Genomic DNA, 23,022 nt, shown 5'->3' with positions numbered 1-23,022 from the left:
AGGACCCCGATGCGCATCCGCGTCGTCAACCCGAACACCACCGCCTCGATGACCCGCTCGATCGGCGTCGCCGCGACCGCGGTCGCCGGGCCGGGCACCGTCGTCGAGGCGGTGAACCCCACGATGGGCCCGGCGTCGATCGAGAGCCACTACGAAGAGGCGCTCGCGGTGCCGGGGCTCCTCGAGCAGATCGCGCTCGGGGAGCAGGACGGCGTGGACGCGTACGTCGTCGCCTGCTTCGGTGACCCGGGCCTCGACGCCGCGCGGGAGCTCGCCGCCGGGCCGGTCATCGGGATCGCGGAGGCGGGCTTCCACGCAGCGGCGATGCTCGGGCGCCGGTTCGGCGTCGTGACGACCCTGGCCCGGACGACGGGACGGGCCCACGAGCTCGCCGAGCGCTACGGCTTCGCCCCGCTCGTCACCGAGATCCGGGCATGCGAGGTGGCGGTGCTCGAACTCGACGACCCCGCCTCCGGTGCGCGCGCCCTGGTGATCGAGGGGTGCCGGGCCGTCATCGCCGGCGGAGCCGACGCCGTCGTGCTCGGCTGCGCGGGGATGGCGGACTTCTGTGCCGAGGTCTCGCGGGCGATCGGCGCGCCGGTCGTCGACGGCGTCGCCGCGGCGACCGTGCTCGCCGAGTCGCTCGTGCGGCTCGGGCTCTCGACGGGCAAGCACGGCGAGTACGCCACCCCGCCGACGAAGGCGATGTCGGGGCTGCTGGCGGGCTTCGAACGCCGGCCTGCGGCGGGCGCGACGGTCGGGGCGGGCGCATGACGGGCCTCCCGGTCGACGCCCGGACCGACGCCGATACCGACACCGACACCGTCGCGGACCTCGTCCTGCGCGCGGACCGCGCGTGGATCGACGGAGCGTTCCGCTCCGCGGCGGTCGTCGTGCGCGACGGTCGCGTCGACGACGTCCTGCCGGCCGACGCCGTGGTCCGGACGCGCGAGGACCGCACCGTACCGGACGGCCAGGTCCTGCTGCCCGGCCTCGTCGACACGCACGTGCACGTCAACGAACCCGGCCGCACCGAGTGGGAGGGGTTCGCGTCCGCGACGCGGGCCGCTGCGCTCGGCGGGGTCACGACGATCATCGACATGCCGCTCAACTCGATCCCCGCGACGACGACGATCGAAGCGCTCGCCGTGAAGCGCGCGAGTGCCGAGGGGCGGGTCGCCGTCGACGTCGGGTTCTGGGGCGGAGCCGTGCCGGACAACGCCGGCTCGCTCGGCGCACTGCACGACGCCGGCGTCTTCGGGTTCAAGTGCTTCACCGCGCCGTCCGGGGTCGACGAGTTCCCGCACCTCGACGCCGACCAGCTGCGCGCCGCGATCGAGGAGGTCGCCCGGATCGACGCCCTGCTCATCGTGCACGCCGAGGATCCGGAGTTCCTCGTCGACCACGACGCGCTCGGCGGTCACTACGAGGACTTCCTCGCCACCCGCCCGGTCGACGCGGAGCGGTCCGCGATCGCCCGGGTCATCGACGGCGCGCGGGCCACCGGCGCCCGGGTGCACGTCCTGCACCTGTCCGATGCCGGCGCGATCCCGATGATCCGCGCCGCGAAGGACGACGGCGTCCGGATCACGGTCGAGACCTGCCCGCACTACCTGTCGTTCGAGTCCGGGACGATCCCGGACGGCGCGACGGAGTACAAGTGCTGCCCGCCGATCCGCGACGACGCGAACCGGGACGCCCTGTGGGCGGGCGTGCTCGACGGCACGATCGACATGATCGTGTCGGACCACTCGCCGTCGACCGCCGACCTCAAGGTCGACGACTGGGGCCTCGCCTGGGGCGGGATCGCCGGTCTGCAGGTCGGGTTCCGCGCCGTCTGGACCGAGGCCCTCCGTCGCGGCGTCCCGCTCGAGGCGCTGCTGCCGCTGTTCACCACCGGTCCGGCAGCGCTCGTCGGCTTCGCCGACCGCGGGGTCATCGCCCCCGGTGCGCTCGCCCACTTCGCCGTGTTCGACCCGTCCGCCACGGCGGTCATCGACGTGGCCGGCCTCGCCCACCGCAACCCGGTGTCCGCGTTCGCCGGCCTGGAGGCCCGGGGTCGCGTCACCGAGACCTGGTTGCGCGGGCACGTGGTGGCGTCCACCGCATCCGGCGTCACCGCCGTCGAGGGGCAGCTCGTCGACCGTCCGGGCCGCGTCCCCGAGACCGCTGCCGTCACCGAAACACGTCTGTAACGATCGTTCCGGTACGCTCGTTTCCGGAACGGAAGGACCCGCCATGCACCCCGTGAACCCGCCAGCCCGCCTCCTGATGGGCCCCGGCCCGATCACCGCCGACCCGCGCGTGCTCCGTGCCCTGTCGACCCCGCTCGTCGGGCAGTACGACCCGTGGATGACCTCCGCCATGAACGACACCCAGGAGCTGTACCGCGGTGTGTTCGGCACCGCGAACGAGGCCACCGTGCTCGTCGACGGCACCTCGCGCGCCGGGATCGAGGCGGTGCTGGTGTCGCTCCTCGCGCCGGGTGACCGCGTGCTCGTGCCGGTGTTCGGCCGGTTCGGGCACCTGCTCGCCGAGATCGCCGGCCGTGCCGGGGCCGAGGTCCACACGATCGAGACCGCGTGGGGTCAGGTGTTCACGCCGTCTGCGATCGAGGACGCCATCGTCCGCGTCCGGCCGAAGGTGCTGGCGATCGTGCAGGGCGACACGTCCACGACGATGAACCAGCCGCTCGACGAACTGGGCACGATCTGCGAGCGGCACGGCGTGCTGTTCTACACCGACGCGACGGCGACCGTCGGCGGCAACCCGCTCGAGGTCGACGCCTGGGGCATCGACGCCGTCAGCGCCGGACTGCAGAAGTGCCTCGGCGGCCCCTCCGGCAGCGCGCCGGTCACCGTCTCGCCGCGGGCGACCGCGGTGCTCGACGAGCGCCGCAGCGTCGAGGCCGGCATCCGCGAACCCGGTGACGACGTCGCCGACGAGCCGATCCGCTCGAACTACCTCGACCTCGCGATGATCCTGGACTACTGGGGTCCGCGGCGGCTGAACCACCACACCGAGGCCGCCTCGATGCTCTACGCCGCCAACGAGTGCGCCCGCATCCTGCTCGACGAAGGGGTCGAGCAGGCGATCGCACGCCACGAGCTCGCGGGGCGCGCGATGCTGCAGGGCGTGCAGGCGCTCGGACTCGGGGTGTTCGGTGACGTCGCGCACAAGATGCACAACGTCGTCGCGGTGGAGATCCCGTCCGACGTGGTCGGCGACCAGGTCCGTGGTTCGATGCTCGACGACCACGGCATCGAGATCGGAACCTCGTTCGGACCGCTGCACGGCAAGGTCTGGCGCATCGGCACCATGGGCTACAACGCCCGCAAGGACACCGTGGTGACGACGCTCGCCGCCCTCGAACACGCACTCCGCCGGGCCGGGCACGCCGTCCCGCACGGTGGTGGGGTCGACGCCGCCCTTGACCTCTACCGTGACAGCACCGTCTCCGGTGCGCCGGTCGGGGTGCCGGCATGAACGCGGCCCCGGTCGTGAGCGCCACCGCGCTCGGCACCGCGGACGCCGAGCTCGTGGCGCGGTGGTGCGACGAGCTCGCCCTGGTGACCGAGGAGACCGGCCGGATCACCCGCGTGTACCTGTCGCCCGAGCACGCGCGCGTCAACGCGATCGTCGCCGGGTGGATGCAGGACGCCGGACTCAGCACCTGGCAGGACGCCGCCGGCAACCTGCACGGACGGATCGACGGCGCGACGCCCGACGCCCCCGTGCTGCTGCTCGGCTCGCACCTGGACACCGTGGTGGACGCCGGCCGGTACGACGGCATCGTCGGGGTCCTGATGGCCGTCCGCACCGCCGCTCGGCTGACGGCTGCGGGACCGCTGCCCGTCGCGCTCGAGGTGATCGCGTTCTCCGACGAGGAGGGGACCCGGTTCGGCAAGGCCCTGCTCGGGTCGTCCGCCGTCGCCGGGTTGTGGGACGAGTCCTGGTGGGACCTGGCGGACGGCGACGGCGTCACCCTGCGCGAGGCCTTCACCCGGTTCGGGCTCGACCCGTCCCGCGTCGGTGACGCCGCGGCGGACCCGACGACGCTCGCCGGGTACCTCGAGGCGCACATCGAGCAGGGCCCGTACCTCGAGCAGGCCGGCCAGGCACTCGGCGTGGTCACGAGCATCGCGAGCGCCCGACGGTTCTCGGTCGAGGCCGTCGGTGAGGCCCGGCACGCCGGCGGCACCCCGTACGAGCGTCGCCACGACGCCCTGCTCGCCGCGGCCGAGGCGGCCCTCGCCGTCGAGCGGATATGCCGCGCGTCGCACCACGTCGGCACCGTCGGCACGATGACCGTCGAACCCGGCGCGGTGAACGTGGTCCCCGGGCTCGCGCGGTTCTCGGTGGACCTGCGCGGCGAGTTCGACGACGGCCGTGACGCGGTGTGGGACGAGCTCACGAAGGCGTTCTCGCTGATCGGCGAACGGCGCGGGGTCAGTGTCACGCCGACCGAGGTGCACCGGGCGCCGGCGGTGTTCTGCGCGCCGCGGCTGATGGACGCCGTCCGCGCCGGCATCGAGTCCACCGGCGAGACCGCCCCGATGGAGTTGTTCTCGCGGGCCGGACACGACGCCATGTCGCTCGGGCTCGTCACCGACGTCGCGATGCTGTTCCTCCGCAACCCCGACGGCATCAGCCACCACCCGGACGAGTTCGTCTCGACGCCCGACATCGCGCTCGGGCTGGACGCGCTCGCCGTCGCGGTGGACCGGGTGGCCCGGGCATGAGCACCGCCGGACCCGATGTCCGCGCCCGCATCGACTCCGTCTGGGAGCAGCTCTCGCCCGCCGAACGACGCGTCGCCGCGATGGTCCGGCACGACCCGGAACTCCTGCTCGTCGGCACCTCGGCCGAGCTCGCCGCCGAGTCGGGCACGTCGAAGGCGACGGTGTCCCGGCTCGTCCGGTCGCTCGGGTTCCAGGACGCGGCCGAGGTCCGGCAGAACCTGATGTCCGCACGCGGCTCCGGCCTGCCGTGGGTGGCGGAGGACGCCGCCCACGTCGACCAGCGCGCGGTCGAGGCGCGCAACCTCGACGCCGCCTTCGCCTCGCTGGCCCGCGCCGATCGTCCGCGACTCGCGCGGCGCATCGTCCGTGCCCGCCGTGTGCTCGTGTTCGGGGAGCGTGGCGCCTACCCGGTGGCGCTGCAGCTCCGCGCGCAGCTCGCGCAGGTCCGCTCCGACGTCCGGGTCGGTCCGGCGCCGGGGCAGCGGCTCGGAGAAGAGGTCGCCGACCTCGACCGTCGTGACCTCGTCGTCCTGGTGACCGTGCGCCGCCACACCGCGGGGGTCGACCGGATCGTGCGGCACTGCGTGTCGACCGGCGCGGACGTCGTCGTGCTGGGCGACCCGACCGCCGCCGTCATCGCGGCACCGGCGAACACCGCGATCCTGTGCCCGGTCGACTCACCGGCGGCGTTCGACTCGATGGCGGCCCTGTTCGCGGTCGTCGCGGCCATCGCGAACGACGTGTACGAAGCCTCGGGGCCGGCTGGCCGCGCGCGGGTCGACGCGGTGGCGAGTGCCTACGACGCGCTGGGGGAGCTCGCGGCGCCCTGACCATCGTGGCCGTCGCGGCCGTCGCGGCCGTCGGCGTGCAGCTCGGTGGCGAGCGACGTGTTCCGCTCCCGGATGAGCCGCGGCAGGTAGCGCTCGAGGGCGACGACCTCGGCCAGCCGACCGAGCGGGCCGAACGGTGCGCGGAACGTGATGGTGTCGACCATGCGCGTGCCGCCGGCCGACGGCTCGAACCGGTGCTCGTGGTGGAAGCGGGCGAACGGCCCATGCACCTGTTCGTCGACGAACCGGTTCGGAGCCTCCAGGCTGGTGATCCGACTCGTCATCCGCCAGACGATCCCGAAGTGCCGCGCGCGCCAGGTGACGGACTCGCCCAGGCCGATCGCGCCGGACGTCGTGCCGGCGACGGCGCGTTCGTCGGTCGCTGCCATCGACCGCTCGTGCGCGCCGATGTCGAGCGACAGCGCGAACGCGCGCTCGGGCGGGGCAGCGAGTTCGGTGACGACCCGGAACGACACCGTCACGAGGCTGGCCAGACCGTCGGCGTCGAGCGGTCGTCATCGCGCAGAACAGCCGCGATGAGCTGGTCGTGGCGTCGTCCGCGGTGGAACACGCCGGACCGGAGCCGTCCCTCGTAGCGGAACCCGAGCCGCTGCGCGATCGCCGCGGACGGGGCGTTCGTCGCGATCGCCCGCCACTGCACGCGGACGAGCCCGAGTCCGTCGGGAGACGACGCGAACGCCCACGCCAGGACGGCGGCTGCGGCCTCGGTCACGAAGCCGTGGCCGCGACCGTCCGGGTGCACGGCGTAGCCGACCTCGGCCGCGCCGTCGACGAACCCGAACAGTCCGATCGTCCCGAGCAGTCGGAGGTCTTCGGCCCGCCGGATGCCGAACTCGTAGCGGGAGTCCGTGGACCAGCCCGCGCGCACGACGTCGGTGATCCAGTGGTGCGCTTCGGCGTGGCCGTACGGCACCGGTACCGGTGTGTACGCGACGACGTCGGGATCGTTCGCGTACGCGATGACGTCCTCGGTGTCGGCGGGGAGCGGCACGGACAGCACCAGGCGATCGGTCCGGAGGGTCACGGGGTCCACGAGCCGAGCCTAGCCACGAGCGGGTGCGCGGTAGCGTCGGGGACATGACGTTCGACGCGATCCCGTTCCCGGTCATCGACGGCCACAACGACCTGCCGTGGGAGCGCCGCGAGACGCACGACTCCGGGGTCGAGGGCATCGACACCGAGGTCGACTCGCTGCACACCGACCTGCCGAAGCTCCGCGCCGGTGGGGTCGTCGGGCAGTTCTGGTCGGTCTTCGTCCCCGCCGACGAGCCGGACCCGGTGCGGACCACGCTGCAGCAGATCGACCTGGCGCACCGGATCATCGAGCGGTACCCGGACTCGCTCGTCCTGGCTCGGACGGCGTCCGAGGTGCTGGCAGCCGTCGAGTCCGGCCGGATCGCGTCGCTGCTCGGCGCCGAGGGCGGCCACTCCATCGGGGACGACCTGGGGGTGCTGCGCGACTTCGCCCGACTCGGCGTCCGCTACATGACCCTCACGCACAACGACGACACCCCGTGGGCCGACTCGGCGACGGGATCGCGTCCGCACGGCGGGCTGACCGACCGCGGCCGCCAGGTGGTCGCCGAGATGGAGCGCATCGGCATGCTCGTCGACCTGTCGCACACCGCCCCCGCGACGATGCGGGACACCCTCGACGTCGCCACGCAGCCCGTCGTCTTCAGCCACTCGTCCACCGTGGCCGTCGACGACCACCCGCGGAACGTGCCGGACGACGTGCTGGCCCGGCTGTCGGACAACGGAGGGCTGGTGATGATCACGTTCGTGCCGAAGTTCGTCTCGCGCGCCTGGGCGGACTGGGAGGACGCCGGCTCGGTGGGGGAGCCACCGCTCGTGACCGTGTCGGACGTGGCGGACCACGTCGAGCACGCCCGTGACGTCGCCGGTGCGGCGCACATCGGCCTCGGTGGCGACTACGACGGCACCCCCGTGCTGCCGCCGGACCTGCGCGACGTGTCGCGGTACCCGGTGCTCGCGGCCGAGCTGCAGCGGCGCGGGTGGGGAGCGAGCGACCTGCGTGCGCTCGCCGGGGGCAACGTGCTGCGGGTACTCGAAGCGACCGACGAGCGGTTCGCGCGGACGGCGTTCGTGCGCTGACCCTGGCCATGTGCCCTCACACGTGACGTCCATACCGATTCGTGGACGGCGCGTGCCAGCAGCCCCCACGATCGGCGGATGACTGATGGATCGACGCTCCCGGCCGAGTACGAACACACGTTTCGAGTGATCCGCGAACAGGTGACTACGACGCGGCATCGCGTGCAGCTGGCAGCGAACGCGCAACTGGTGCACCTGTACTGGTCGATCGGCACGGTCCTGCTTGAGCGGTCGAAGAGCGGGCAGTGGGGGAGCGGTGTCCTGAACCGGCTCGCCGACGATCTACGAAGCGAGTTCCCGTCGATGAAGGGGCTGTCGGCGACGAACCTCAAGTACATGCGGCAGTTCGCGGCGGCCTGGCCTGAGGAAGCATCAATTGGTCCACAGCTTGTGGACCAATTGCCGTGGGGGCACATCCGTGCTCCCAGTGGCGGAGCCTGATCGCCGGGCTCGGTACGCAGTAGCTGCGGTTCAGGGCAGCTGGTCGCGCAGCGCGCTCGTGCACAACCTGCGAACCCGTGTCCTGGAGCGCAGCGGGACTCCGCCAACGAACTTCAGTCGTCTCCTGGACGAAGACGGTGCCGATCTGGCTCGGCAGATGACCCGGGACCCGTACGTGCTCGACTTCCTCGCCGTCGACGGCGACCTCGACGAGCGAAAGCTCGAGCGCGCACTGGTGCAGCGGATCGAGGAAACCCTCCGCGAGTTCGGCACGGGTTTCGCATTCGTCGGGCGACAGGTGCACTTCGACGTCGACGGCAACGACTTCTTCGTCGATCTCCTCTTCTTCCACGTCGAGCAGCTCCGGTACGTCGTCGTGGAACTCAAGACCGGGGAGTTCCGGCCGGACAACATCGGGCAGCTCTCGTTCTACGTTGCCCTCGTCGACGACAGACTGCGTCGCGACACTCACGCGGCGACGGTCGGTCTGTTGCTGGTCGCAGGCAAGAACGACGCGGTCGTCCGCTACTCGCTCGGTACGTCGAGCGCGCCTGTCGGCATCTCGTCGTACGAGTTCCTGCCTGCGGAGATCCAGCGAGCGCTGCCTTCGGAGGCGCAACTCCGACGAGCGCTGCGGCCGACGGAGGACGCTCAGCCGGAGGTGGGGGAGCGCGGCGGCCGGTCTGGTGGGCGGGCGCGCGGCAGTGGACAGGAGCACGCCGGGTCCGGTCGCTAGGATCGGGCGCACACCGCGCCTCCAGGATGTGGGACGCGACCTGACCCGAAGAGGACGGACCAGATGAGCGGCACCATCTACGACAACATCTCGCAGGCGTTCGGCAACACCCCGCTCGTCAAGCTGAACCGGCTGCCGAAGGCGGGCGGCGCCGAGGTGCTCGCGAAGCTCGAGTTCTACAACCCCGGCGCCAGCGTGAAGGACCGCCTCGGCGTCGCGATCATCGACGCGGCCGAGCAGTCCGGCGACCTCCAGCCGGGCGGCACCATCGTCGAGGGGTCGTCGGGCAACACCGGCATCGCCCTCGCGCTCGTCGGCGCGGCCCGCGGTTACAAGGTGGTCATCACGATGCCGGAGACGATGAGCGTCGAGCGTCGCGCGGTGATGCGCGCCTACGGTGCCGAGATCGTGCTCACCCCGGGTCCCGAGGGCATGAAGGGCGCGGTCGAGCGAGCTGCCGCGATCGTCGACGAGACCCCCGGCGCGATCCTCGCCCACCAGTTCGAGACCGCCGCGAACGCCGCGATCCACCGGAAGACCACGGCGGAGGAGATCCTGCGCGACACCGAGGAGCACGTCGACGTGTTCGTCGCGGGTGTCGGGACCGGTGGCACGATCACCGGTGTCGGTCAGGTGCTCAAGGAGCGCGTGCCCGGCGTGCACATCGTCGCGGTCGAGCCGAAGGACTCCCCGCTCCTGACCGAGGGCAAGGCCGGACCGCACAAGATCGCGGGCATCGGCGCGAACTTCATCCCCGAGGTCCTCGACCAGTCCGTCATCGACGAGGTGTTCGACGTCGAGCTCGACGACGCCCTGAGTGTGGCGCGGGCGCTCGCGACCGACGAGGGCATCCTCGCCGGCATCTCCTCCGGTGCGATCATCCACGCCGCGATCGAGATCGCCGCCCGGCCCGAGAACGCCGGCAAGCGCATCGTCGCGATCGTCTGCGACACCGGGGAGCGCTACCTGTCGACGGTGCTCTTCGAGGGACTCACTGCGTGAGCCGTCCCGTCCGACGAGGCGTGCTGCGGACGGTCCGGGAGGACCTGGCCGCAGCACGCCGCGGCGACCCCGCCGCCCGTGGTGACCTCGAGAACGCGATCGTCTACTCCGGGCTGCACGCCATCTGGACCTACCGTCTGACGCACCGGCTCTGGACGGCCAGCGGGCTGCCCGGATCGCGGTTCGTCGCACGGGTCATCGGCCAGGCGGCACGGTCCGTGACCGGCATCGAGATCCACCCCGGCGCCCGCATCGGTCGGCGGTTCTTCATCGACCACGGCATGGGCGTCGTGATCGGGGCGACCGCGGTGATCGGGGACGACGTCGTGCTGTTCCACGGGGTGACCCTCGGCGGGCGCGGCGGGGACCACGGCCCGGGGGCCCGACGGCACCCGGTGGTGGGCGACCGGGTCGTGCTCGGCGCGGGATCCTCGCTGATCGGGGCGATCACCATCGGGCAGGACTCCGTCGTGGGCGCGAACACCGTGGTGACGAAGGACGTCCCTGCCGGCTCGGTCGTCACCGGGGTCGCCGGGACCGCCCGTCCGAGGTCCGGGCACGAGGGCGTGCCGACGCTCTGAACGCCCCGTCGCGGTGACGGGGCGTCCGAGGGCCAGTGCTTCGGCGCGTCAGCGCGTCAGCTCTTCTCGCAGGCGATGCCGTCGGCGTCGCGGTCCATCTTCTTGTTCGCCTTGTACAGGGCGTCGTCCTTCTTCACCGTCCCCTTGAGGGCGCGGTAGGTCACCTTGCCATTCGAAGTGACCTTGTTCTTCGTGACCGACTTCTTCGCGATGCCGCCCGAGTACACCTTGTGCACCGCGGTGCAGTTGGCGTAGGTCTTCGGTGCCGCCTGCGCGGTGGAGGCCCCACCGACGACGACGGTGGTGGCGAGGACGGCGGTGGCGGCGGCGATGCCGAGGGTACGGATGATGCGCACGGGTTCCCCCTGGAAGGAGTGGGTGATCGCCGGAGCGACCGCCGCGTCGGGTACGCGGCGAGCTGATCCTACGATGTGAACGACGCTCACGACATGCCCCCGAACAGGTCCGCCCCGTCCGTCGCGGTGTCGGGCGTCTCGGGCATGCTGGGTGCATGGACGGCGCGCAGCTGCACGAGACCGCGAGTCGCACCGCGATGGCCCTGCCCGCGGTGTTCGAGACCGAACCCTTCGGCGAGGGCGCCGTCGTCTACAAGGTCGTCGACAAGATGTTCGTGATGACGAGCGAGCTCCGGGGTGTGCCCATCGTCAACCTGAAGTGCGCACCACCGCATGGCGCCGCCCTCGTCCGCGACCACACCGAGATCACACCGGGGTGGCACATGAACAAGCGGCACTGGATCACGCTCGCGCCCGGGGACGGCATCGACGAGACCCTGGTCGAGGACCTCGTCGCGAACGCCTACGACCTGGTCGTCGCCGGGCTGCCCCGAGCGAAGCGGCCCCTCGACCCGACACGCGGCGGAGACCGAGCGGGCGGCTGATCAGGAGCGGGCGAGCGCCTTCGAGACGTCCCGGACCACCTTCGGCGCCAGCCGCTCGCCGGACTCGAGCACGGCACGGGCGCGCTCGGGCGTGAGACCCGCGAAGACCTCGCCGATCGTCACCCCGTGCGCCGGCCGGTGGGTCACCACGACCGGGTCGCCCGCTGCCACCGGACCGGACTTCACGACCCGCAGGTACGCGCCCGGCCGCCCTTCCTCGGTGAAGCGCCGGACCCACTTGTCGACGCCCATCCGCCGCGCGAACGTGCCGCACGGGATCCGCGGGATCGTCACCTCGAGCTCCAGCGTCTCGCCGATGCGCCACCGCTCGCCCGTGACGGCCCCGGTGACGTCGACGCCCGTGGTCCGCAGGTTCTCGCCGAAGAGGCCCGGCGGGATCTCGCGCCCCAGCGACGCGGCGAAGTACTCGGCGTCCTCGTCCGCGTAGGCGTACACGGCCTGGTCCTCACCGCCGTGGTGCTTCCGGTCGGCCTGGACGTCGGCGTAGAGCCCCAGCGGCCGGACCCGGACCTTCCCCGCGACCGGACGCTTGTCGATGGCGGTGACGCCGATCGTGCCGGAATCGGGGAGCAGACGGTCGACGCGGCAGACGGCGGTGACGAGCGACATGCCTCCAACTCTGGCGTAAGTCCGTCGGCAGGTGTGACGAACCGCCGGTCCGGTGCGTCACACCGGTGAGGGACCATGCCCGATGGTCCGACCGAGGAGTTCCCATGCTCGACGACGACATCGTTGCCGTCCGCCTGACGTCGCACGGCAGGCACGCACCGACCCACGGTCTGGCGCTGGTGCGGATCCGCTCGCTCAGCGCCCGACCGGTCGGGCCGCTGCGCGTCGTCCCCGTCCGGAAGCGCGTCCAGCGGAACACCATCCACCACCAGTAGAAGGAAAGCGTGCACCACCAGTCCCTCGCCGAGCTCGACGACGCGGTCCTCGCCGGCCGGTCGTCCGATGGCGACGTCCGGGCCTTCGAGGTCCTGATCCGCCGCTACACACCGCTCCTGCGCGCCTACGCCCGTCGGACCCTGGGGTCGACCGACGAACTCGACGACGTCGTGCAGGAGACCTTCATCACCGCCTGGGACCGTCTGGACCGTCTCGAGGACCACGCCAAGGTGAAGTCCTGGCTGATGCGGATCCTCAGCCGGAAGTGCCTGGACCGCATCCGGGCCCGACGGTTCCACGACGACGTCACCGAACTCGAGGTCGCCGCACCCGCTGCCGACGCCCCGGACCGGGTCGCCGAGGCCCGCTCCCGCGAGGAAGCGGCGGAGACGGCGCTCGCCGAACTGCCCGAAGCCCAACGACGCTGCTGGATCATGAAGGAGGTGCTCGAGTACAGCTACGACGACATCGCCGCCGAACTCGACCTGCCTCCGTCGACGGTCCGCGGACTCCTGTCCCGAGCGAGGAAGAACATGATCCGACTCATGGAGGGATGGCGATGAGCGACCTCGACGCACTCGAACCCGACGACCTCGACGGCCACTCCATCGACGAGCTCGCCGACTACCTGGACGCCGGGATGCAGCCGCCGGACCCGAGCATCGACGGCTCACCCGCGTGCCAGAACGCCCTGGCGGCGATCCTGCGGGTGCGGCACGCGTCGCTCGGATCGCTCGAGGCCGCGGCCCGCGACGAGGCCCCGGCCGACGAGTCGTGGATCGGCGGCGTGCTCGCCAACATCTCCCTGGAGTCCCGCTCCGGACGCGACGTGCCCCTCCGCCCGCAGTCCGAGTCGGAGCGCCCGGTGATGACCGAGGGCGCGATCCGATCGCTGATCCGCCGGACCGGCGACGGTGTGCCGGGCGTGCTCGTCGCTCGGTGCCGGCTCGACGGCGACGTCACCGAACTCGCCGCACCGATCCGCGTGGTCGTCGAGGTCGCGATCGTCTCCGGCCCGTCGATCGTCGCGACGGCGGACCTGGTCCGGACCGGTGTCGCCCAGGCGCTGGCCGAGCAGACCGACCTGCTCGTCGAGGCCGTCGACGTGGTGGTGCGCGACCTGCTCGAACCGGATCCCGACACCAACACCGACACCGAGGAGACCCGATGAGCTCCGACGACGACACCCTCGCCGCGGTCGAACAGGCCGTGATCGGCGTCCCCGGCGTCACCGACCTCTACCGTGCGCGCCCGACCGTGGCGAGCACCGTCAGCGCCGTCCGGGGCATCGCGTCCAGCGCGACCCCCGCACGCGTCGTCGTGGACGACGGCGTCCTGCGCGTCGTCATCGGCACCGATGGGTACCGGCCCGCGCCGGAGGTGGCCCGTGCGGTGCACGACGTCGCCCTCGCGGCGGCGTCGGCGCACGGCCTGGCACTCACGCGGGTCGACGTGCGGGTCGCGCGGGTGGGGTGAACCCGGCTCACTGACGGACGGGAGGCCCGTGGCGGCACCGTGAAGGGCCTCCCGTCCGACACGCGGTCGCCGCTCACGCCCCGATGTGGACGAGAATGGCGGGTGAGGACGGGAGGCCGAGCATGTACCTCCCGTTCGCGCGTCGCGAGGACGGCCGGTTCCCCGGCCGGAGCGTCTCGACCGTCGAGAGCCGTTCGCTCGGTTCGGTCAGCGTGACGAAGACCCGTGCCCCCGCGCCCGGTGACCCCGACGAGTTCGGGTACGTGGACCCGGGCGACGCCGTCGTATGGGCCTTCATCGTGTCCGGTCGGATCCGCGTCCGTCGGTCGTCGAGCGAGACGGTGAACGACGCGGGCACGCTCAGCGTGGACCGCATGCAGCGGATCCAGGAGTTCAGCGTCAGTCCCGGGTTCTCGGCGGTGTCGGTGCGGATGGACCGGTCGTCGCTGCACCTGCGCGGCAGCGAGCTCGACGCCCTGACCGACGGCGTCTTCCCCCTGACCTCGGGCGTCCCGGTGATGATCGCCTCGGTCGCCACGAACGTGCTGCGTTCCGACCTGGGGAACGGCCACGACACCGCCAGCGAGGCCGCCGCGGCGCAGGCGCTCATCGCACTCGCGAACGGCTTCGCCATCGACGCGACCGTCCGGCAGGTGCCGCCCGACGCCGCCCGGTTGGCGCTCCGGACCCGTGCACGACGCCACATCGACCTGTACTCCGGCGACCCGACCCTCACCGTCGAGTCGCTGGCGAACGCCATGCAGGTCTCGCCGCGCACCCTGCAGAAGGCGTTCGAGCACGACGCACCCGGACCCGGCCGCCTCATCGCCGAGACCCGTCTGGCGAATGCCGCCGCGATGCTGCGCGACGGGGATCTGGCCGAGCACGTCGGCCTCGACGCCATCGGGCGGCGCGCGGGCTTCGGTTCGGCGTCGTCGTTCAGCCGTGCGTTCCGAGCGCACCATGGCGTCACGCCCCGCGAGTTCCGGGCGGCGGCTGTGCAATCCACGCAGGCCGTCTGTGCAGAGCGCGAACACCACGCCGAGGTGTCCACGGGGGCGCGGGACGATCGACGCAAGCGATCGGCCGTGACCGGGCACTGATCGCCCGAGCGTCCGGAGGTGCGATGTCGTCCACACAGCCCGGCCAGCAGCGGCTTCCGGCCCCGCGGCGTGCTGCGACCACGTCCGGTGCATCGCGCGTCGGTGAGTACCTCCGCGCCCGTCGTGACGTCACCCAGCCCGAGGACGTCGGGCTTCCGCGAGAAGCGAACCGCCGGGTCAGCGGACTGCGGCGGGAAGAGGTCGCGGCCCTCGCCGGGATCAGCGCCGAGTACTACCTCCGGCTCGAGCAGGGCCGTGACCACCAGCCCTCGGAGCAGGTGATCGTCTGTCTCGGTCGGGCCCTGGGCCTCGACGAGCACGCCCTCACCCACCTCCGCCGACTCGCGCGTCCCGCCGTGCGGACACCGCGTCCCACCCGACCAGCAGCGGACGACCCCGCGGTGCAGCGACTCCTGGCGCGGCGCAACGACGTGCCGGCGTTCGTCGTCGACGACCGGATGGACGTCGTCGCCGGTACGGCCCTCGCCGCCGCCCTCAGCCCGAGCATGCGGAGCGGTGCGAACCGGCTGCTGCGGATGTTCACCGTCGTCGACCGCGCCACCTACCCGGAGTGGTACCGCCGGGCGGCGGAGATGGTCGCGGTGTTCCGGATGCGGGCCGACCTCGAGGACCCCCGCACCCAGGAGATCGTGGGTCGACTGTCGATCCGTGATCCCGAGTTCGCCGCGATGTGGGCCCGGCACGACGTGCACGTCTACACGTCGGGTACCTGCTTCGAGCACGTCGAGCCCTTCGGCGTCCTCGAGTTCGAGTGGGAGGGACTCGTCATCCCCGGTCGCGAGGGGTTGACGCTCAACACCCTCTACGCCCCGGCCGGGTCCCGCGGGGCCGCGGTGCTCGCGTACATGGTCGAGGCGCCACCGCGGTCGATCGACCCCGCGACCCCGGCGGTCGGCGTCGCGTAGCCACGGTGGGTCCTCCTGGATCGTCAGCGCTCTCCGGCCGCGTACTCCACCAGGCGCGCGAACGCATCACGTTCCGTCGGGTCGTCGGCGGGCCGCCACAGCAGCATCCGCAGTGCGAAGTCGTCCGGGATCAGCAGCTCCTGGAACACCATCGTGATCGGACCGACGAACGGCTGCACGAACCGCACGGCCGCGCTCCGGGCCGGGCGTCGGGCGTCGTGCGCCCAGGCCCTGGCGAAGGAGACGCTCTGCGACGACAGCTCACCGACGAGCCGTCGGAAGCCGTCGTCCTCCTCGTGCTGTTCCAGCGAGTCCCGGAGCATTGCCGCGATCTGTCCCGACGCGTCCAGCCACTCCGGTGACTCGTCGTCCGTGACCGAGTCGAGGAACGTGTAGCGCGCGATGTTCACGGACGGGTGGAACGCCCCGCTCAGGGCGCGAGCGAGCGGGTTCGACACCACGACGGTGAGGTGGCGGTCGGTCACCACCGCCGGCAGGCACCCGATCGCGGCCACCAGCTCGCGGACACCGCGGGGCGCGACGCCTCCGGCACCGTTGCGGCTCATACCGTCACGCTAGCGGCGCGGCAGCCGCCCAGGGTGGCCCTTCGAGGACCACTGGTGATCGACGGCGGCACGCCGGGGTGGCCCGGAGCGCGATCCCGGGGCCGGTCACGGCCGGACGACGCCGGACCGGGGCACGGCCGGACCCTGACAGGGCCAGGTGCGACGCCGTCGCAGTCCGTACCGTGCTGTCAGGTCACCGGGACGCCCGTCGGCGCCCAGCTGGCGGCCGTTCCTCGTCCCACCGCACCGGGAGGATCCATGGAGCCCCACGTCGAACCCGCCGACCGGGTGCCGTCCCGACGCGTCCGTGTGTACGGCCGCGAGTTCGACGCCGACGCGTACGCCGTGCGGGACTTCCTGTCGCGGTCCGTCGTGCACTTCGACTGGGTGCCGCTGCGGGACGACGCGCACGCGGTGTCGGTCGCCGGTGCTCCGCTCGACGCCGCCCGGCTGCCGGTCGTGGTGTTCCCCGACGGCACCCGGCTCGCAGCGCCGACGGTGCGGGAGATCGCCGACCGACTCGGCTGGGTCCACGCGCCCCGTCGGGCGGAGTACGACCTGTCGATCTACGGTGCCGGTCCCGCCGGGCTGTCCGCCGCCGTCTACGCGGCGTCCGAGGGCCTGGACGTCGTCCTGCTGGAGCGGGACGCCGTCGGCGGGCAGGCGGGGTCCAGCAGCCTCATCGAGAACTACCTCGGCTTCCCGGAGGGCGTCGCCGGCGCGGAACTCGCCGAGCGGGCCCGCGAACAGGCCGTCCGGTTCGGCGCAGAGGTCCTCGTCATGCGCGAGGGCGTGCACGGCGTCTTCCACGACGGCCGCATCCACGCCGACCTCGCCGACGGCGGCCACGTCGTCGCCCGGGCGAACATCTGCGCGACCGGGGTTGAGTGGCGACGGCTGGGGCTGCCGCGGGAGCGCGACCTGCTCGGCCGCGGCGTCTACTACGGAGCCGGCACGAGCGAGGCCGACGGGTGCGTGGGCGAACAGGTCTTCGTGGTCGGCGGCGCGAACTCGGCGGGGCAGGCCGCCATGAACCTCTCCCGGTCCGCCGCGCACGTCACCATGCTGGTCCGGGGGTCCTCGTTGTCCGCGACCATGTCCGAGTACCTGAGCGCCCGGATCGAGGCCGCGCCGAACGTGTCGGTCCGGACCGACACCCGGGTGACCGGCCTGGTCGGGGACACCCGGTTGTCCTCGATCGAGGTCACCGCGGGCGACGGCACGACCACGGAGCTCGCCGCCACGCGCCTCTTCATCTGCATCGGCGGCGAACCCGACACGACGTGGGCGGCGGACACTCCGATGGTCCGCGACCGCCTCGGCTACCTCGTCACCGGTCCCGACCTGGACGTGGTCCCGCAGTCGCTCCGGGACTGGCCGCTGCGCCGGCGTCCGTACTACCTCGAGACCAACGTCCCCGGCTCGTTCGCCGCCGGCGACGTGCGCGCGGGGTCCGTGAAACGCGTCGCGGCGGCGGTCGGAGAGGGCGCGATGGCCGTCACCTTCGTGCACCGCCACCTCGCAGCATCCGACTGAACGACGAGGAGACCCGCCGATGCCCGACGACGTCGAACCCCCGCAGCTGCCGACCGCGTCCGAGTCGGTCACCCACCTGGACCGGCCGACCGCGTTCTTCAACGCGCTGCTGACCGAGCAGTTCGTGCTGGAGAGTGCCCGGAGCATCACCGTGAGCGAGTCCAGCAGCCGGTCGTCGCTGTACCTCACGACGCTCTCCAGCTCGCTCGTGGCGTTCGGCTTCCTCGCCCACACGCCGTTCGCGCTCGGGTTCCTCGGGGCGATCATCCCGGTGATCGTCCTGCTCGGCGTCTTCACCTACGAACGGCTCGTGGAGACGGCGCTGGAGGACGTCGCGGCGCTCGCTGCGATGCAGCGCATCCGTCGGTACTACGGCCGGCTCCTGCCCGAGGCGGACACGTACTTCACGATGCCCCGGGGACGGCACGCGGCGAACGAGCTCCTCGACATCGGGCGGGCCCCGTCGTGGTACCGGTTGCTGTTCACGATGTCCTCCGCGGTCGCCGTGGTGAACTCCATCGTGGCGGGCGCGGGGATCGCGATCCTCGTCGACCAGCTCGGAGCCGACGACCCGGCGTCGATCGTCTGGGGGATCGGGTCGTCCGTGGTGCTGGCCGTGGCGCACCTGGCGTACCAGGTGCACGCGTACGGGACGGTGCACGAGCTCATCGCCCGGTCGGAGGCCCTGGACGCGCGCGATGCACGCGACGCACGCGACGCGCGGAGCTGAGGCGCGGCCGACGGCTCCGGGCGTCAGCCGCGGTCGGCGAGCTGCTGCATCCAGTCGGACGGCAGCCGTTCGGCGGGTCCGGGGACCGACTGGGTGCTCGGGTGCGCCTGCGGGTCGGCCAGACGCGGGCCGTCCACGAAGTCCTGCGACACGAAGTCCCAGAACCAGTCCTCGCCCGGTTCGAACGACTGCATGACCTCGTGACCCGTGGTGGCGAAGTGCGCCGTCGCGTGCCGGTTCAGCGAGTCGTCGCAGCACCCGACGTGTCCGCAGGCGGCGCACCGTCGCAGGTGCACCCACCAGGAGCCCGACGCGTCGCACTCGACGCACCCGCTACCGGACGGCGGCACGGACACCGTGATCATCTTCGCGAGGTCGCTCATCCCTGCACCATGCCCTGATCCGTGTCGGAACGCGAGAGTCGTTCGACCCGATCCTGCCCTGACGCGCCGGGGAGGAGTCAAACGGCGCTGGTCGGCCCGTCCGCCCCCACCGTACGGTCGGGACGACGGATCGGGCGGAGGAGCACGACGTGGACGACGATGGATGAGGCGGTGCCGGCCGTCGAGACGCTGCTCGTCTGGGCCCGTGCAGCGATCGGCCGCTCCTGGGCGGCCGGGAGCCCTGCGGGCGGTCGGACGGCGGAGCACCACGTCGGCTGGGACGCATCGCCGGCGCGGACGCTCCTGTCGCGAGGCGGACCGTCGACGGTCACGGTCGCGGACGTGCTCCGGAACGGCACCCTCGGCCTCGGGGCGGCCGACGGTGCGGGGACGGCGGTCGTCGTCATCGACCGGCGGTGCTTCGCACTGCGGCCGGACGGCACGGCGGTCGAGGCGGACCCGGCGGACCCGATCCCGTTCGCGGTGGTCTCGACGTTCTCACCGGACCTGGCGGTGCCGGTCCGTGCGGCAGGTTCGCGGGCGGCGCTCCAGGCGCAGGTCGACGCGGCGTTGCCGTCGGAAGACTTCGCGGTCGGCGTGCGGGCCGAGGGCGCGTTCGCCCGGGTGCGCACGCTGGGGACGACAGCGCGCGTCTCCGAGCACCGGTCGGTCACCGGGAGCCTGGTCGGGTTCCGGACACCCGGCCCGGTCGGCGGCGGGGAGGACGCCGTGCACCACCTCGCCTTCCTCGACGCGTCGCACCGGCACGGCGGTGCCCTGGTGGACTTCGAGGGGTTCAGCGGGCGGGTCGAACTCGGGCTCTCGACCGGGGTGCGGCTGTCGTTCCCCAGGCTCGGCGCAGGGTTCGCGACCGATGGGGTCACCCCGCGCGGTGCGCCGTGAACCGTGCAGCGAGCTCGCGGCGTGAGGAGACACCCCACTTCGTGTAGACGTGCCGGACGTGGCTGACCACGGTGTGCGTCGAGATGAACAGGTCCGACGCGATCTGCTGCGTCGTCAACCCCGCCGCGACCCGTTCGACGACCTGCGACTCGCGTGCCGTCAGACCGGTCACGGTCCGGTCCGGCGCGCTCGTGCGGTAGACGACGCCGACCTCGCGGAGCCGACGGCGGACCCGCTCGGCATCGCGGTTCGCCGCGGCGTCGTGGAACAACCGAGCCGACTCCTGCCAGGCCTCGCTCGCCTCGGCGACGGCTGCGGCGGTCGTCGCGGCGCTCGCCGCGGCTGGCGGCCCGGCCCCCGCGGCACCCTCGTCGTGCACGAGCCGACCGAGGTCCTCGAGCGCCGCGGCGAGCACGAGCCGTCTGGGGACGCCGCGCAGCCGGGCGACCGCCGCCCGGAGGCTGTCGGCCGACCCGGTGACGAGCCCGCGCACGTGCAGCCAGGTCCCCGCGCAGAGGTCGTTCTCGGGGTTGGCCTCCGATCGGCGTCGTGCGGTGCGTTCGACCCGCTCGGCCCGGTCGTGCCGGCCGCTGCGCAGGGCGATGCGCGCCAGGTGGACGTCGTCGGCGAAGTCGGCGGGGCTCGACATCGAGGACACCGGAGCGTCCAGCGTGCGCCACGCGGGTTCGGTGAACGCCACCGCGTCGTCGATCGCACCGACGGACTCGGCCTCCAGCGCGAGCAGCCACGAACCCGCCCGTTCGAAGGTCGGATCGGCGCACAGCGACTCCGCGAAGTGCCGGTACCGTTCCGTCCCGCCGCGGTCGGCCTGCACGAGCGCGATGCGGAACAGGACGGACCCGGCGGTCAGCGCCGCGAACCCGCCCAGCTCCAGGTCCTGGGCGAGGTCGAGCACGGCCTCGGCCAGGGTCCTCGCGCCCTCCAGGTCGCCCTGGTCGAACAGCACCCGTGTCCGGAGCATCATCCAGGACGCCGTCGCGCGCGCGAGGTGGTTGCTGCGCGTCTCGATGGCGTTCGCCTCGGCGATGCGGTCGGCGCGGTCCGTGTCCCCGAGCGAGTTCGCGAGGAAGGCGGCCCAGAGCCCCTCCGGCAACCAGGTCGTCGACGGCTGCTCGGCGCCCGCCATCCGGCTCATCGCGGCGGCGATGAGCCGACCGGCGTCGGCGAAGCGGCCCTGGTTGAACGCGAGGACCGAGGCACTTGCCTCGAACGTCGCGAGTGCCGTCTGGTCGGAGCCCGGGCCGTCCGGGCTGCCGTCGAGCGCGACCCGGAGGTCCTCGTGGCGTCCGACGTGCGCGAGGTTGAGCGCGCGGAGTGCGAGCAGCCGCGACCGCAGGCCGTCGCTGAGGCCCGGGAGCTCCAGCGCCGTCTCGACCGAGCGGAGCGCGTCCGCCGCCGAGCTCTCCGTCTGCAACCGCGCCGTGGTGAGTCGCAGTCGTCCCTCGTCCTCCGGGCCCAGACGGCCGTCGAGGCGCGCCGTCAGCGCCCTCGCCTCGGTCACCCGGCCGCTGTGCCAGAGCAGCGGGAGGACGTCGAGGACGATGCCCGGCAGGATCGCGGTGTCGCGGGCGATGTCGACCGCGCGGAGGGCGAACGCACTCGCCTGTGCCGCGTCCGTCTCGGCCAGGTCGATCGCGACGGTGCGGAGCAGCTCGGCCGCGTCGACGTCGCCCGGCCTCGCGACGTCGGCGATCCGCGTGGCCACGGACAGCGGCTCGACGCCCTGCCGAAGGAGCTCCTCGGCAGCCTGCCGGACCAGGGCGTCGCGGACGGCCAGCGGGATCATCGACTCCGCTGCCTCGCGGAGGACGTCGTGCCGGAACGCGAGCTGCTCGCCACCGTCGACGAGCACGCCGGCATCGATCGCTTCCTGCAGTCCGGGCAGGAGCCGGTGCACGGGCTGGTCCAGGAGCGCGGCCAGCGACCGGACGTCGAACGAGCGCCCGAGGACCGCGCCGACCTGCACGATCTGCTGCGTCGGCTTCGACAGGCGACGGACGGTCTCGCGGACGGAGGCCCCGAAGGTCGCGGGCAACGTCGGCCCCGGCATCGTCGCCCGGCCGTCGGCGAACTCCACGAGCTCCTCGTCGAGGAGCCCGCGGACCAGCTCGACCACGAGCAGCGGCGTGTTCTCCGTCCGTCGTGCGGCCCGGAGCACGGTGTCGTCGGGGGCCACCCCGAACAGGTCGCCGATCATCGCCGCCGTCGCGTCGTCGCTCAGCGGTTCGAGGTCGACGACCCGACCGGTCGCCGCCAGGTCGTCCACGGTCGACACGACCGAGGGGTCGAGGTCCTCGGCACGCACCGCGAGGACCCAGAGGACGGGCAGGTCCGCGAGGCGACGGGACAGCGACCGCAGGACGGCCAACGTCGTGGTGTCGCACCACTGCAGGTCGTCGATGACCACGACGACCCCGCTCGACGCGGCGGCCCGCTCGATGTCGTCCTGCAACTGCTGCAGGAGCCAGTACCGGGACTCCTGGTCGCGCGCGATCGACCCGAACCGGGAGTGGTCGGAGATCGGACGCGGTCCGGTGCCGAACGCGTCCATGACCGGGGTGAGCGGGATCAGACGGGCATCCCGGTCGGTGCTCGCCTCGGCCACGCGGAGCCCGGCCGCCGTCGCCCGCGCGACGGTGTCCTCGAGCAGGCGGGTCTTGCCGATGCCGGAGGGTCCCCGGACGATCAGCACCGCGCCGGCACCGTCGTCGAGCCGGGCCAGTGCCTCGCCGACGACGGTCCGCTCGGCCACCCTCCCGCGGATCGGCCGGTCGACGTCGGGTGCGACGAGCACCGACGAGCGGGGTGTGCCCGTCCGCGGGAGGTACTCCTCGTTCGTCAACACGGTGGTCACCAGCTCTCGTCGGGTGGCAGGAGTCTACGAACGGATCGACGCCGCCCGACTGGCCCTGTGACTACCCCAGCGGGGGTCGTCGGACCCCTGCCACCCGCGGGGGAGCGCGTCACGGGGACGGATCGTGGGTCCTGGAGGGGCGGGCGGACCGCATCGACGGTCGCCGGTGCCGAGGGTGTCCCTCGCAGGACCACGGCGTCCGGTTCGAGCCGATTGACGCTTGGGGCCACGACCGCCGCTCGGGATCCT

Annotated in this window: 27 protein-coding genes; 20 read left to right on the top strand and 7 right to left on the bottom strand. The window is 72.6% G+C overall.

Features of this window, described 5'->3' with window-relative positions; all coding sequences use genetic code 11:
• The first annotated feature begins 9 nt into the window (after positions 1–9).
• From ACVKXF_RS02905 to ACVKXF_RS02885, 5 genes are read left to right on the top strand one after another with little or no spacing between them, the layout of a single operon-like run.
• Positions 10–774: an aspartate/glutamate racemase family protein gene (locus ACVKXF_RS02905; protein WP_456794761.1), complete on the top strand. Its 765-nt coding sequence runs from the start codon at positions 10–12 to the stop codon at positions 772–774.
• Positions 771–2,195, top strand: a complete 1,425-nt coding sequence (gene allB / locus ACVKXF_RS02900) for an allantoinase AllB (protein ID WP_456794760.1) — start codon at positions 771–773, stop codon at positions 2,193–2,195. The genes ACVKXF_RS02905 and allB overlap by 4 nt, the downstream gene beginning before the upstream one ends.
• Before the next feature lie 43 nt (positions 2,196–2,238).
• Complete coding sequence (locus ACVKXF_RS02895; protein WP_456794759.1) at positions 2,239–3,486, top strand: pyridoxal-phosphate-dependent aminotransferase family protein; 1,248 nt, start codon at positions 2,239–2,241, stop codon at positions 3,484–3,486.
• Positions 3,483–4,742, top strand: coding sequence for an allantoate amidohydrolase (locus ACVKXF_RS02890; RefSeq protein WP_456794758.1), 1,260 nt, complete (start codon positions 3,483–3,485; stop codon positions 4,740–4,742). The genes ACVKXF_RS02895 and ACVKXF_RS02890 overlap by 4 nt, the downstream gene beginning before the upstream one ends.
• A complete protein-coding gene (locus ACVKXF_RS02885) occupies positions 4,739–5,572 on the top strand; it encodes a MurR/RpiR family transcriptional regulator (protein WP_111084374.1) in 834 nt (277 codons plus the stop codon). Before ACVKXF_RS02890 ends, ACVKXF_RS02885 begins: the two co-directional genes overlap by 4 nt.
• Here the strand turns inward: ACVKXF_RS02885 and ACVKXF_RS02880 are convergent.
• Positions 5,539–6,054 (bottom strand): SRPBCC family protein, encoded by a 516-nt coding sequence (locus ACVKXF_RS02880; RefSeq protein ID WP_456794757.1) that lies wholly within the window; start codon positions 6,052–6,054, stop codon positions 5,539–5,541. The two genes, ACVKXF_RS02885 and ACVKXF_RS02880, sit on opposite strands and share 34 nt — an antisense overlap.
• Positions 6,051–6,626, bottom strand: coding sequence for a GNAT family N-acetyltransferase (locus ACVKXF_RS02875; protein ID WP_456794756.1), 576 nt, complete (start codon positions 6,624–6,626; stop codon positions 6,051–6,053). The genes ACVKXF_RS02880 and ACVKXF_RS02875 overlap by 4 nt, the downstream gene beginning before the upstream one ends.
• A 44-nt stretch (positions 6,627–6,670) precedes the next feature.
• On the opposite strand from ACVKXF_RS02875, the gene ACVKXF_RS02870 reads away from it, so the two are divergent.
• From ACVKXF_RS02870 to epsC, 5 genes are all read left to right on the top strand, one after another.
• Positions 6,671–7,708 carry a dipeptidase gene (locus ACVKXF_RS02870; RefSeq protein ID WP_456794755.1) on the top strand — a complete coding sequence of 346 codons (1,038 nt, stop codon included), beginning with the start codon at positions 6,671–6,673 and terminating at the stop codon, positions 7,706–7,708.
• Between the two features lie 78 nt (positions 7,709–7,786).
• On the top strand, positions 7,787–8,149 hold the full coding sequence (locus ACVKXF_RS02865) for a DUF1016 N-terminal domain-containing protein (protein WP_456794754.1): 363 nt from the start codon (positions 7,787–7,789) through the stop codon (positions 8,147–8,149).
• A gap of 157 nt (positions 8,150–8,306) precedes the next feature.
• The gene (locus ACVKXF_RS02860) at positions 8,307–8,885 is read left to right on the top strand and encodes a PDDEXK nuclease domain-containing protein (RefSeq protein WP_456794753.1); all 579 of its coding nucleotides are present in this window, start codon (positions 8,307–8,309) and stop codon (positions 8,883–8,885) included.
• A 63-nt stretch (positions 8,886–8,948) separates the two neighbouring features.
• Positions 8,949–9,887, top strand: coding sequence for a cysteine synthase A (gene cysK, locus ACVKXF_RS02855; RefSeq protein WP_456794752.1), 939 nt, complete (start codon positions 8,949–8,951; stop codon positions 9,885–9,887).
• Positions 9,884–10,468, top strand: a complete 585-nt coding sequence (gene epsC, locus ACVKXF_RS02850) for a serine O-acetyltransferase EpsC (RefSeq protein ID WP_456794751.1) — start codon at positions 9,884–9,886, stop codon at positions 10,466–10,468. Before cysK ends, epsC begins: the two co-directional genes overlap by 4 nt.
• Before the next feature lie 56 nt (positions 10,469–10,524).
• Here the strand turns inward: epsC and ACVKXF_RS02845 are convergent, their stop codons facing one another.
• Positions 10,525–10,824 (bottom strand): excalibur calcium-binding domain-containing protein, encoded by a 300-nt coding sequence (locus ACVKXF_RS02845; protein ID WP_243649928.1) that lies wholly within the window; start codon positions 10,822–10,824, stop codon positions 10,525–10,527.
• 155 nt (positions 10,825–10,979) lie between these two features.
• On the opposite strand from ACVKXF_RS02845, the gene ACVKXF_RS02840 reads away from it, so the two are divergent.
• Positions 10,980–11,369 carry an MmcQ/YjbR family DNA-binding protein gene (locus ACVKXF_RS02840; protein WP_456794750.1) on the top strand — a complete coding sequence of 130 codons (390 nt, stop codon included), beginning with the start codon at positions 10,980–10,982 and terminating at the stop codon, positions 11,367–11,369.
• On the opposite strand, the gene ACVKXF_RS02835 is transcribed toward ACVKXF_RS02840, so the two are convergent.
• Positions 11,370–11,999, bottom strand: a complete 630-nt coding sequence (locus tag ACVKXF_RS02835) for an MOSC domain-containing protein (RefSeq protein WP_123313945.1) — start codon at positions 11,997–11,999, stop codon at positions 11,370–11,372.
• Between the two features lie 104 nt (positions 12,000–12,103).
• Here ACVKXF_RS02835 and ACVKXF_RS02830 point away from each other — a divergent pair, with 104 nt between their 5' ends.
• The 6 genes from ACVKXF_RS02830 (at position 12,104) to ACVKXF_RS02805 (ending at position 15,780) form a co-directional block, all read left to right on the top strand.
• Positions 12,104–12,274 carry a hypothetical protein gene (locus tag ACVKXF_RS02830; RefSeq protein WP_185021469.1) on the top strand — a complete coding sequence of 57 codons (171 nt, stop codon included), beginning with the start codon at positions 12,104–12,106 and terminating at the stop codon, positions 12,272–12,274.
• 9 nt (positions 12,275–12,283) lie between these two features.
• Positions 12,284–12,838: an RNA polymerase sigma factor gene (locus tag ACVKXF_RS02825; RefSeq protein WP_123313944.1), complete on the top strand. Its 555-nt coding sequence runs from the start codon at positions 12,284–12,286 to the stop codon at positions 12,836–12,838.
• On the top strand, positions 12,835–13,446 hold the full coding sequence (locus ACVKXF_RS02820) for a hypothetical protein (protein WP_456794749.1): 612 nt from the start codon (positions 12,835–12,837) through the stop codon (positions 13,444–13,446). Before ACVKXF_RS02825 ends, ACVKXF_RS02820 begins: the two co-directional genes overlap by 4 nt.
• The gene (locus ACVKXF_RS02815; RefSeq protein ID WP_222658225.1) at positions 13,443–13,751 is read left to right on the top strand and encodes a hypothetical protein; all 309 of its coding nucleotides are present in this window, start codon (positions 13,443–13,445) and stop codon (positions 13,749–13,751) included. The genes ACVKXF_RS02820 and ACVKXF_RS02815 overlap by 4 nt, the downstream gene beginning before the upstream one ends.
• A gap of 122 nt (positions 13,752–13,873) precedes the next feature.
• The gene (locus ACVKXF_RS02810) at positions 13,874–14,854 is read left to right on the top strand and encodes a helix-turn-helix transcriptional regulator (RefSeq protein ID WP_456794748.1); all 981 of its coding nucleotides are present in this window, start codon (positions 13,874–13,876) and stop codon (positions 14,852–14,854) included.
• A gap of 23 nt (positions 14,855–14,877) precedes the next feature.
• Complete coding sequence (locus tag ACVKXF_RS02805; protein WP_456794747.1) at positions 14,878–15,780, top strand: helix-turn-helix transcriptional regulator; 903 nt, start codon at positions 14,878–14,880, stop codon at positions 15,778–15,780.
• A gap of 23 nt (positions 15,781–15,803) precedes the next feature.
• Here the strand turns inward: ACVKXF_RS02805 and ACVKXF_RS02800 are convergent, their stop codons facing one another.
• Positions 15,804–16,346 (bottom strand): MmyB family transcriptional regulator, encoded by a 543-nt coding sequence (locus ACVKXF_RS02800; RefSeq protein ID WP_123313939.1) that lies wholly within the window; start codon positions 16,344–16,346, stop codon positions 15,804–15,806.
• 258 nt (positions 16,347–16,604) lie between these two features.
• Between ACVKXF_RS02800 and ACVKXF_RS02795 the strand changes: the two genes are divergently transcribed.
• The gene (locus ACVKXF_RS02795) at positions 16,605–17,882 is read left to right on the top strand and encodes an NAD(P)/FAD-dependent oxidoreductase (RefSeq protein ID WP_123313938.1); all 1,278 of its coding nucleotides are present in this window, start codon (positions 16,605–16,607) and stop codon (positions 17,880–17,882) included.
• A 19-nt stretch (positions 17,883–17,901) separates the two neighbouring features.
• Entirely contained in the window at positions 17,902–18,612 is a 711-nt protein-coding gene (locus ACVKXF_RS02790; protein WP_123313937.1) for a hypothetical protein, read from the top strand.
• Between the two features lie 23 nt (positions 18,613–18,635).
• On the opposite strand, the gene ACVKXF_RS02785 is transcribed toward ACVKXF_RS02790, so the two are convergent.
• Entirely contained in the window at positions 18,636–18,995 is a 360-nt protein-coding gene (locus ACVKXF_RS02785; protein ID WP_123313936.1) for a UBP-type zinc finger domain-containing protein, read from the bottom strand.
• Between the two features lie 171 nt (positions 18,996–19,166).
• Between ACVKXF_RS02785 and ACVKXF_RS02780 the strand changes: the two genes are divergently transcribed.
• Positions 19,167–19,898 (top strand): acetolactate decarboxylase, encoded by a 732-nt coding sequence (locus ACVKXF_RS02780; protein ID WP_185021467.1) that lies wholly within the window; start codon positions 19,167–19,169, stop codon positions 19,896–19,898.
• Here the strand turns inward: ACVKXF_RS02780 and ACVKXF_RS02775 are convergent.
• Positions 19,876–22,773 (bottom strand): helix-turn-helix transcriptional regulator, encoded by a 2,898-nt coding sequence (locus ACVKXF_RS02775; protein ID WP_456794746.1) that lies wholly within the window; start codon positions 22,771–22,773, stop codon positions 19,876–19,878. The genes ACVKXF_RS02780 and ACVKXF_RS02775 overlap by 23 nt on opposite strands.
• Positions 22,774–23,022 lie beyond the last annotated feature (249 nt).

Source organism: Curtobacterium sp. PvP017 (assembly GCF_054060195.1).
Note: the sequence above shows the minus strand (reverse complement) of the source record. Positions and strands in the feature narration are given on the sequence as shown.

Bases quoted from the DNA above. Each gene is read 5' to 3' on its own strand.
- cysK (WP_456794752.1), top strand. From the start codon at position 8,949: ATGAGCGGCACCATCTACGACAACATCTCGCAGGCGTTCGGCAACACC.
- ACVKXF_RS02800 (WP_123313939.1), bottom strand. From the start codon at position 16,346: ATGAGCCGCAACGGTGCCGGAGGCGTCGCGCCCCGCGGTGTCCGCGAG.
- ACVKXF_RS02890 (WP_456794758.1), top strand. From the start codon at position 3,483: ATGAACGCGGCCCCGGTCGTGAGCGCCACCGCGCTCGGCACCGCGGAC.
- ACVKXF_RS02885 (WP_111084374.1), top strand. From the start codon at position 4,739: ATGAGCACCGCCGGACCCGATGTCCGCGCCCGCATCGACTCCGTCTGG.
- ACVKXF_RS02795 (WP_123313938.1), top strand. From the start codon at position 16,605: ATGGAGCCCCACGTCGAACCCGCCGACCGGGTGCCGTCCCGACGCGTC.
- ACVKXF_RS02790 (WP_123313937.1), top strand. From the start codon at position 17,902: ATGCCCGACGACGTCGAACCCCCGCAGCTGCCGACCGCGTCCGAGTCG.
- ACVKXF_RS02820 (WP_456794749.1), top strand. From the start codon at position 12,835: ATGAGCGACCTCGACGCACTCGAACCCGACGACCTCGACGGCCACTCC.
- ACVKXF_RS02810 (WP_456794748.1), top strand. From the start codon at position 13,874: ATGTACCTCCCGTTCGCGCGTCGCGAGGACGGCCGGTTCCCCGGCCGG.
- ACVKXF_RS02870 (WP_456794755.1), top strand. From the start codon at position 6,671: ATGACGTTCGACGCGATCCCGTTCCCGGTCATCGACGGCCACAACGAC.
- ACVKXF_RS02835 (WP_123313945.1), bottom strand. From the start codon at position 11,999: ATGTCGCTCGTCACCGCCGTCTGCCGCGTCGACCGTCTGCTCCCCGAT.
- ACVKXF_RS02865 (WP_456794754.1), top strand. From the start codon at position 7,787: ATGACTGATGGATCGACGCTCCCGGCCGAGTACGAACACACGTTTCGA.
- ACVKXF_RS02805 (WP_456794747.1), top strand. From the start codon at position 14,878: ATGTCGTCCACACAGCCCGGCCAGCAGCGGCTTCCGGCCCCGCGGCGT.
- ACVKXF_RS02840 (WP_456794750.1), top strand. From the start codon at position 10,980: ATGGACGGCGCGCAGCTGCACGAGACCGCGAGTCGCACCGCGATGGCC.
- ACVKXF_RS02785 (WP_123313936.1), bottom strand. From the start codon at position 18,995: ATGAGCGACCTCGCGAAGATGATCACGGTGTCCGTGCCGCCGTCCGGT.
- ACVKXF_RS02815 (WP_222658225.1), top strand. From the start codon at position 13,443: ATGAGCTCCGACGACGACACCCTCGCCGCGGTCGAACAGGCCGTGATC.
- allB (WP_456794760.1), top strand. From the start codon at position 771: ATGACGGGCCTCCCGGTCGACGCCCGGACCGACGCCGATACCGACACC.
- ACVKXF_RS02905 (WP_456794761.1), top strand. From the start codon at position 10: ATGCGCATCCGCGTCGTCAACCCGAACACCACCGCCTCGATGACCCGC.
- ACVKXF_RS02895 (WP_456794759.1), top strand. From the start codon at position 2,239: ATGCACCCCGTGAACCCGCCAGCCCGCCTCCTGATGGGCCCCGGCCCG.
- ACVKXF_RS02860 (WP_456794753.1), top strand. From the start codon at position 8,307: ATGACCCGGGACCCGTACGTGCTCGACTTCCTCGCCGTCGACGGCGAC.
- ACVKXF_RS02830 (WP_185021469.1), top strand. From the start codon at position 12,104: ATGCTCGACGACGACATCGTTGCCGTCCGCCTGACGTCGCACGGCAGG.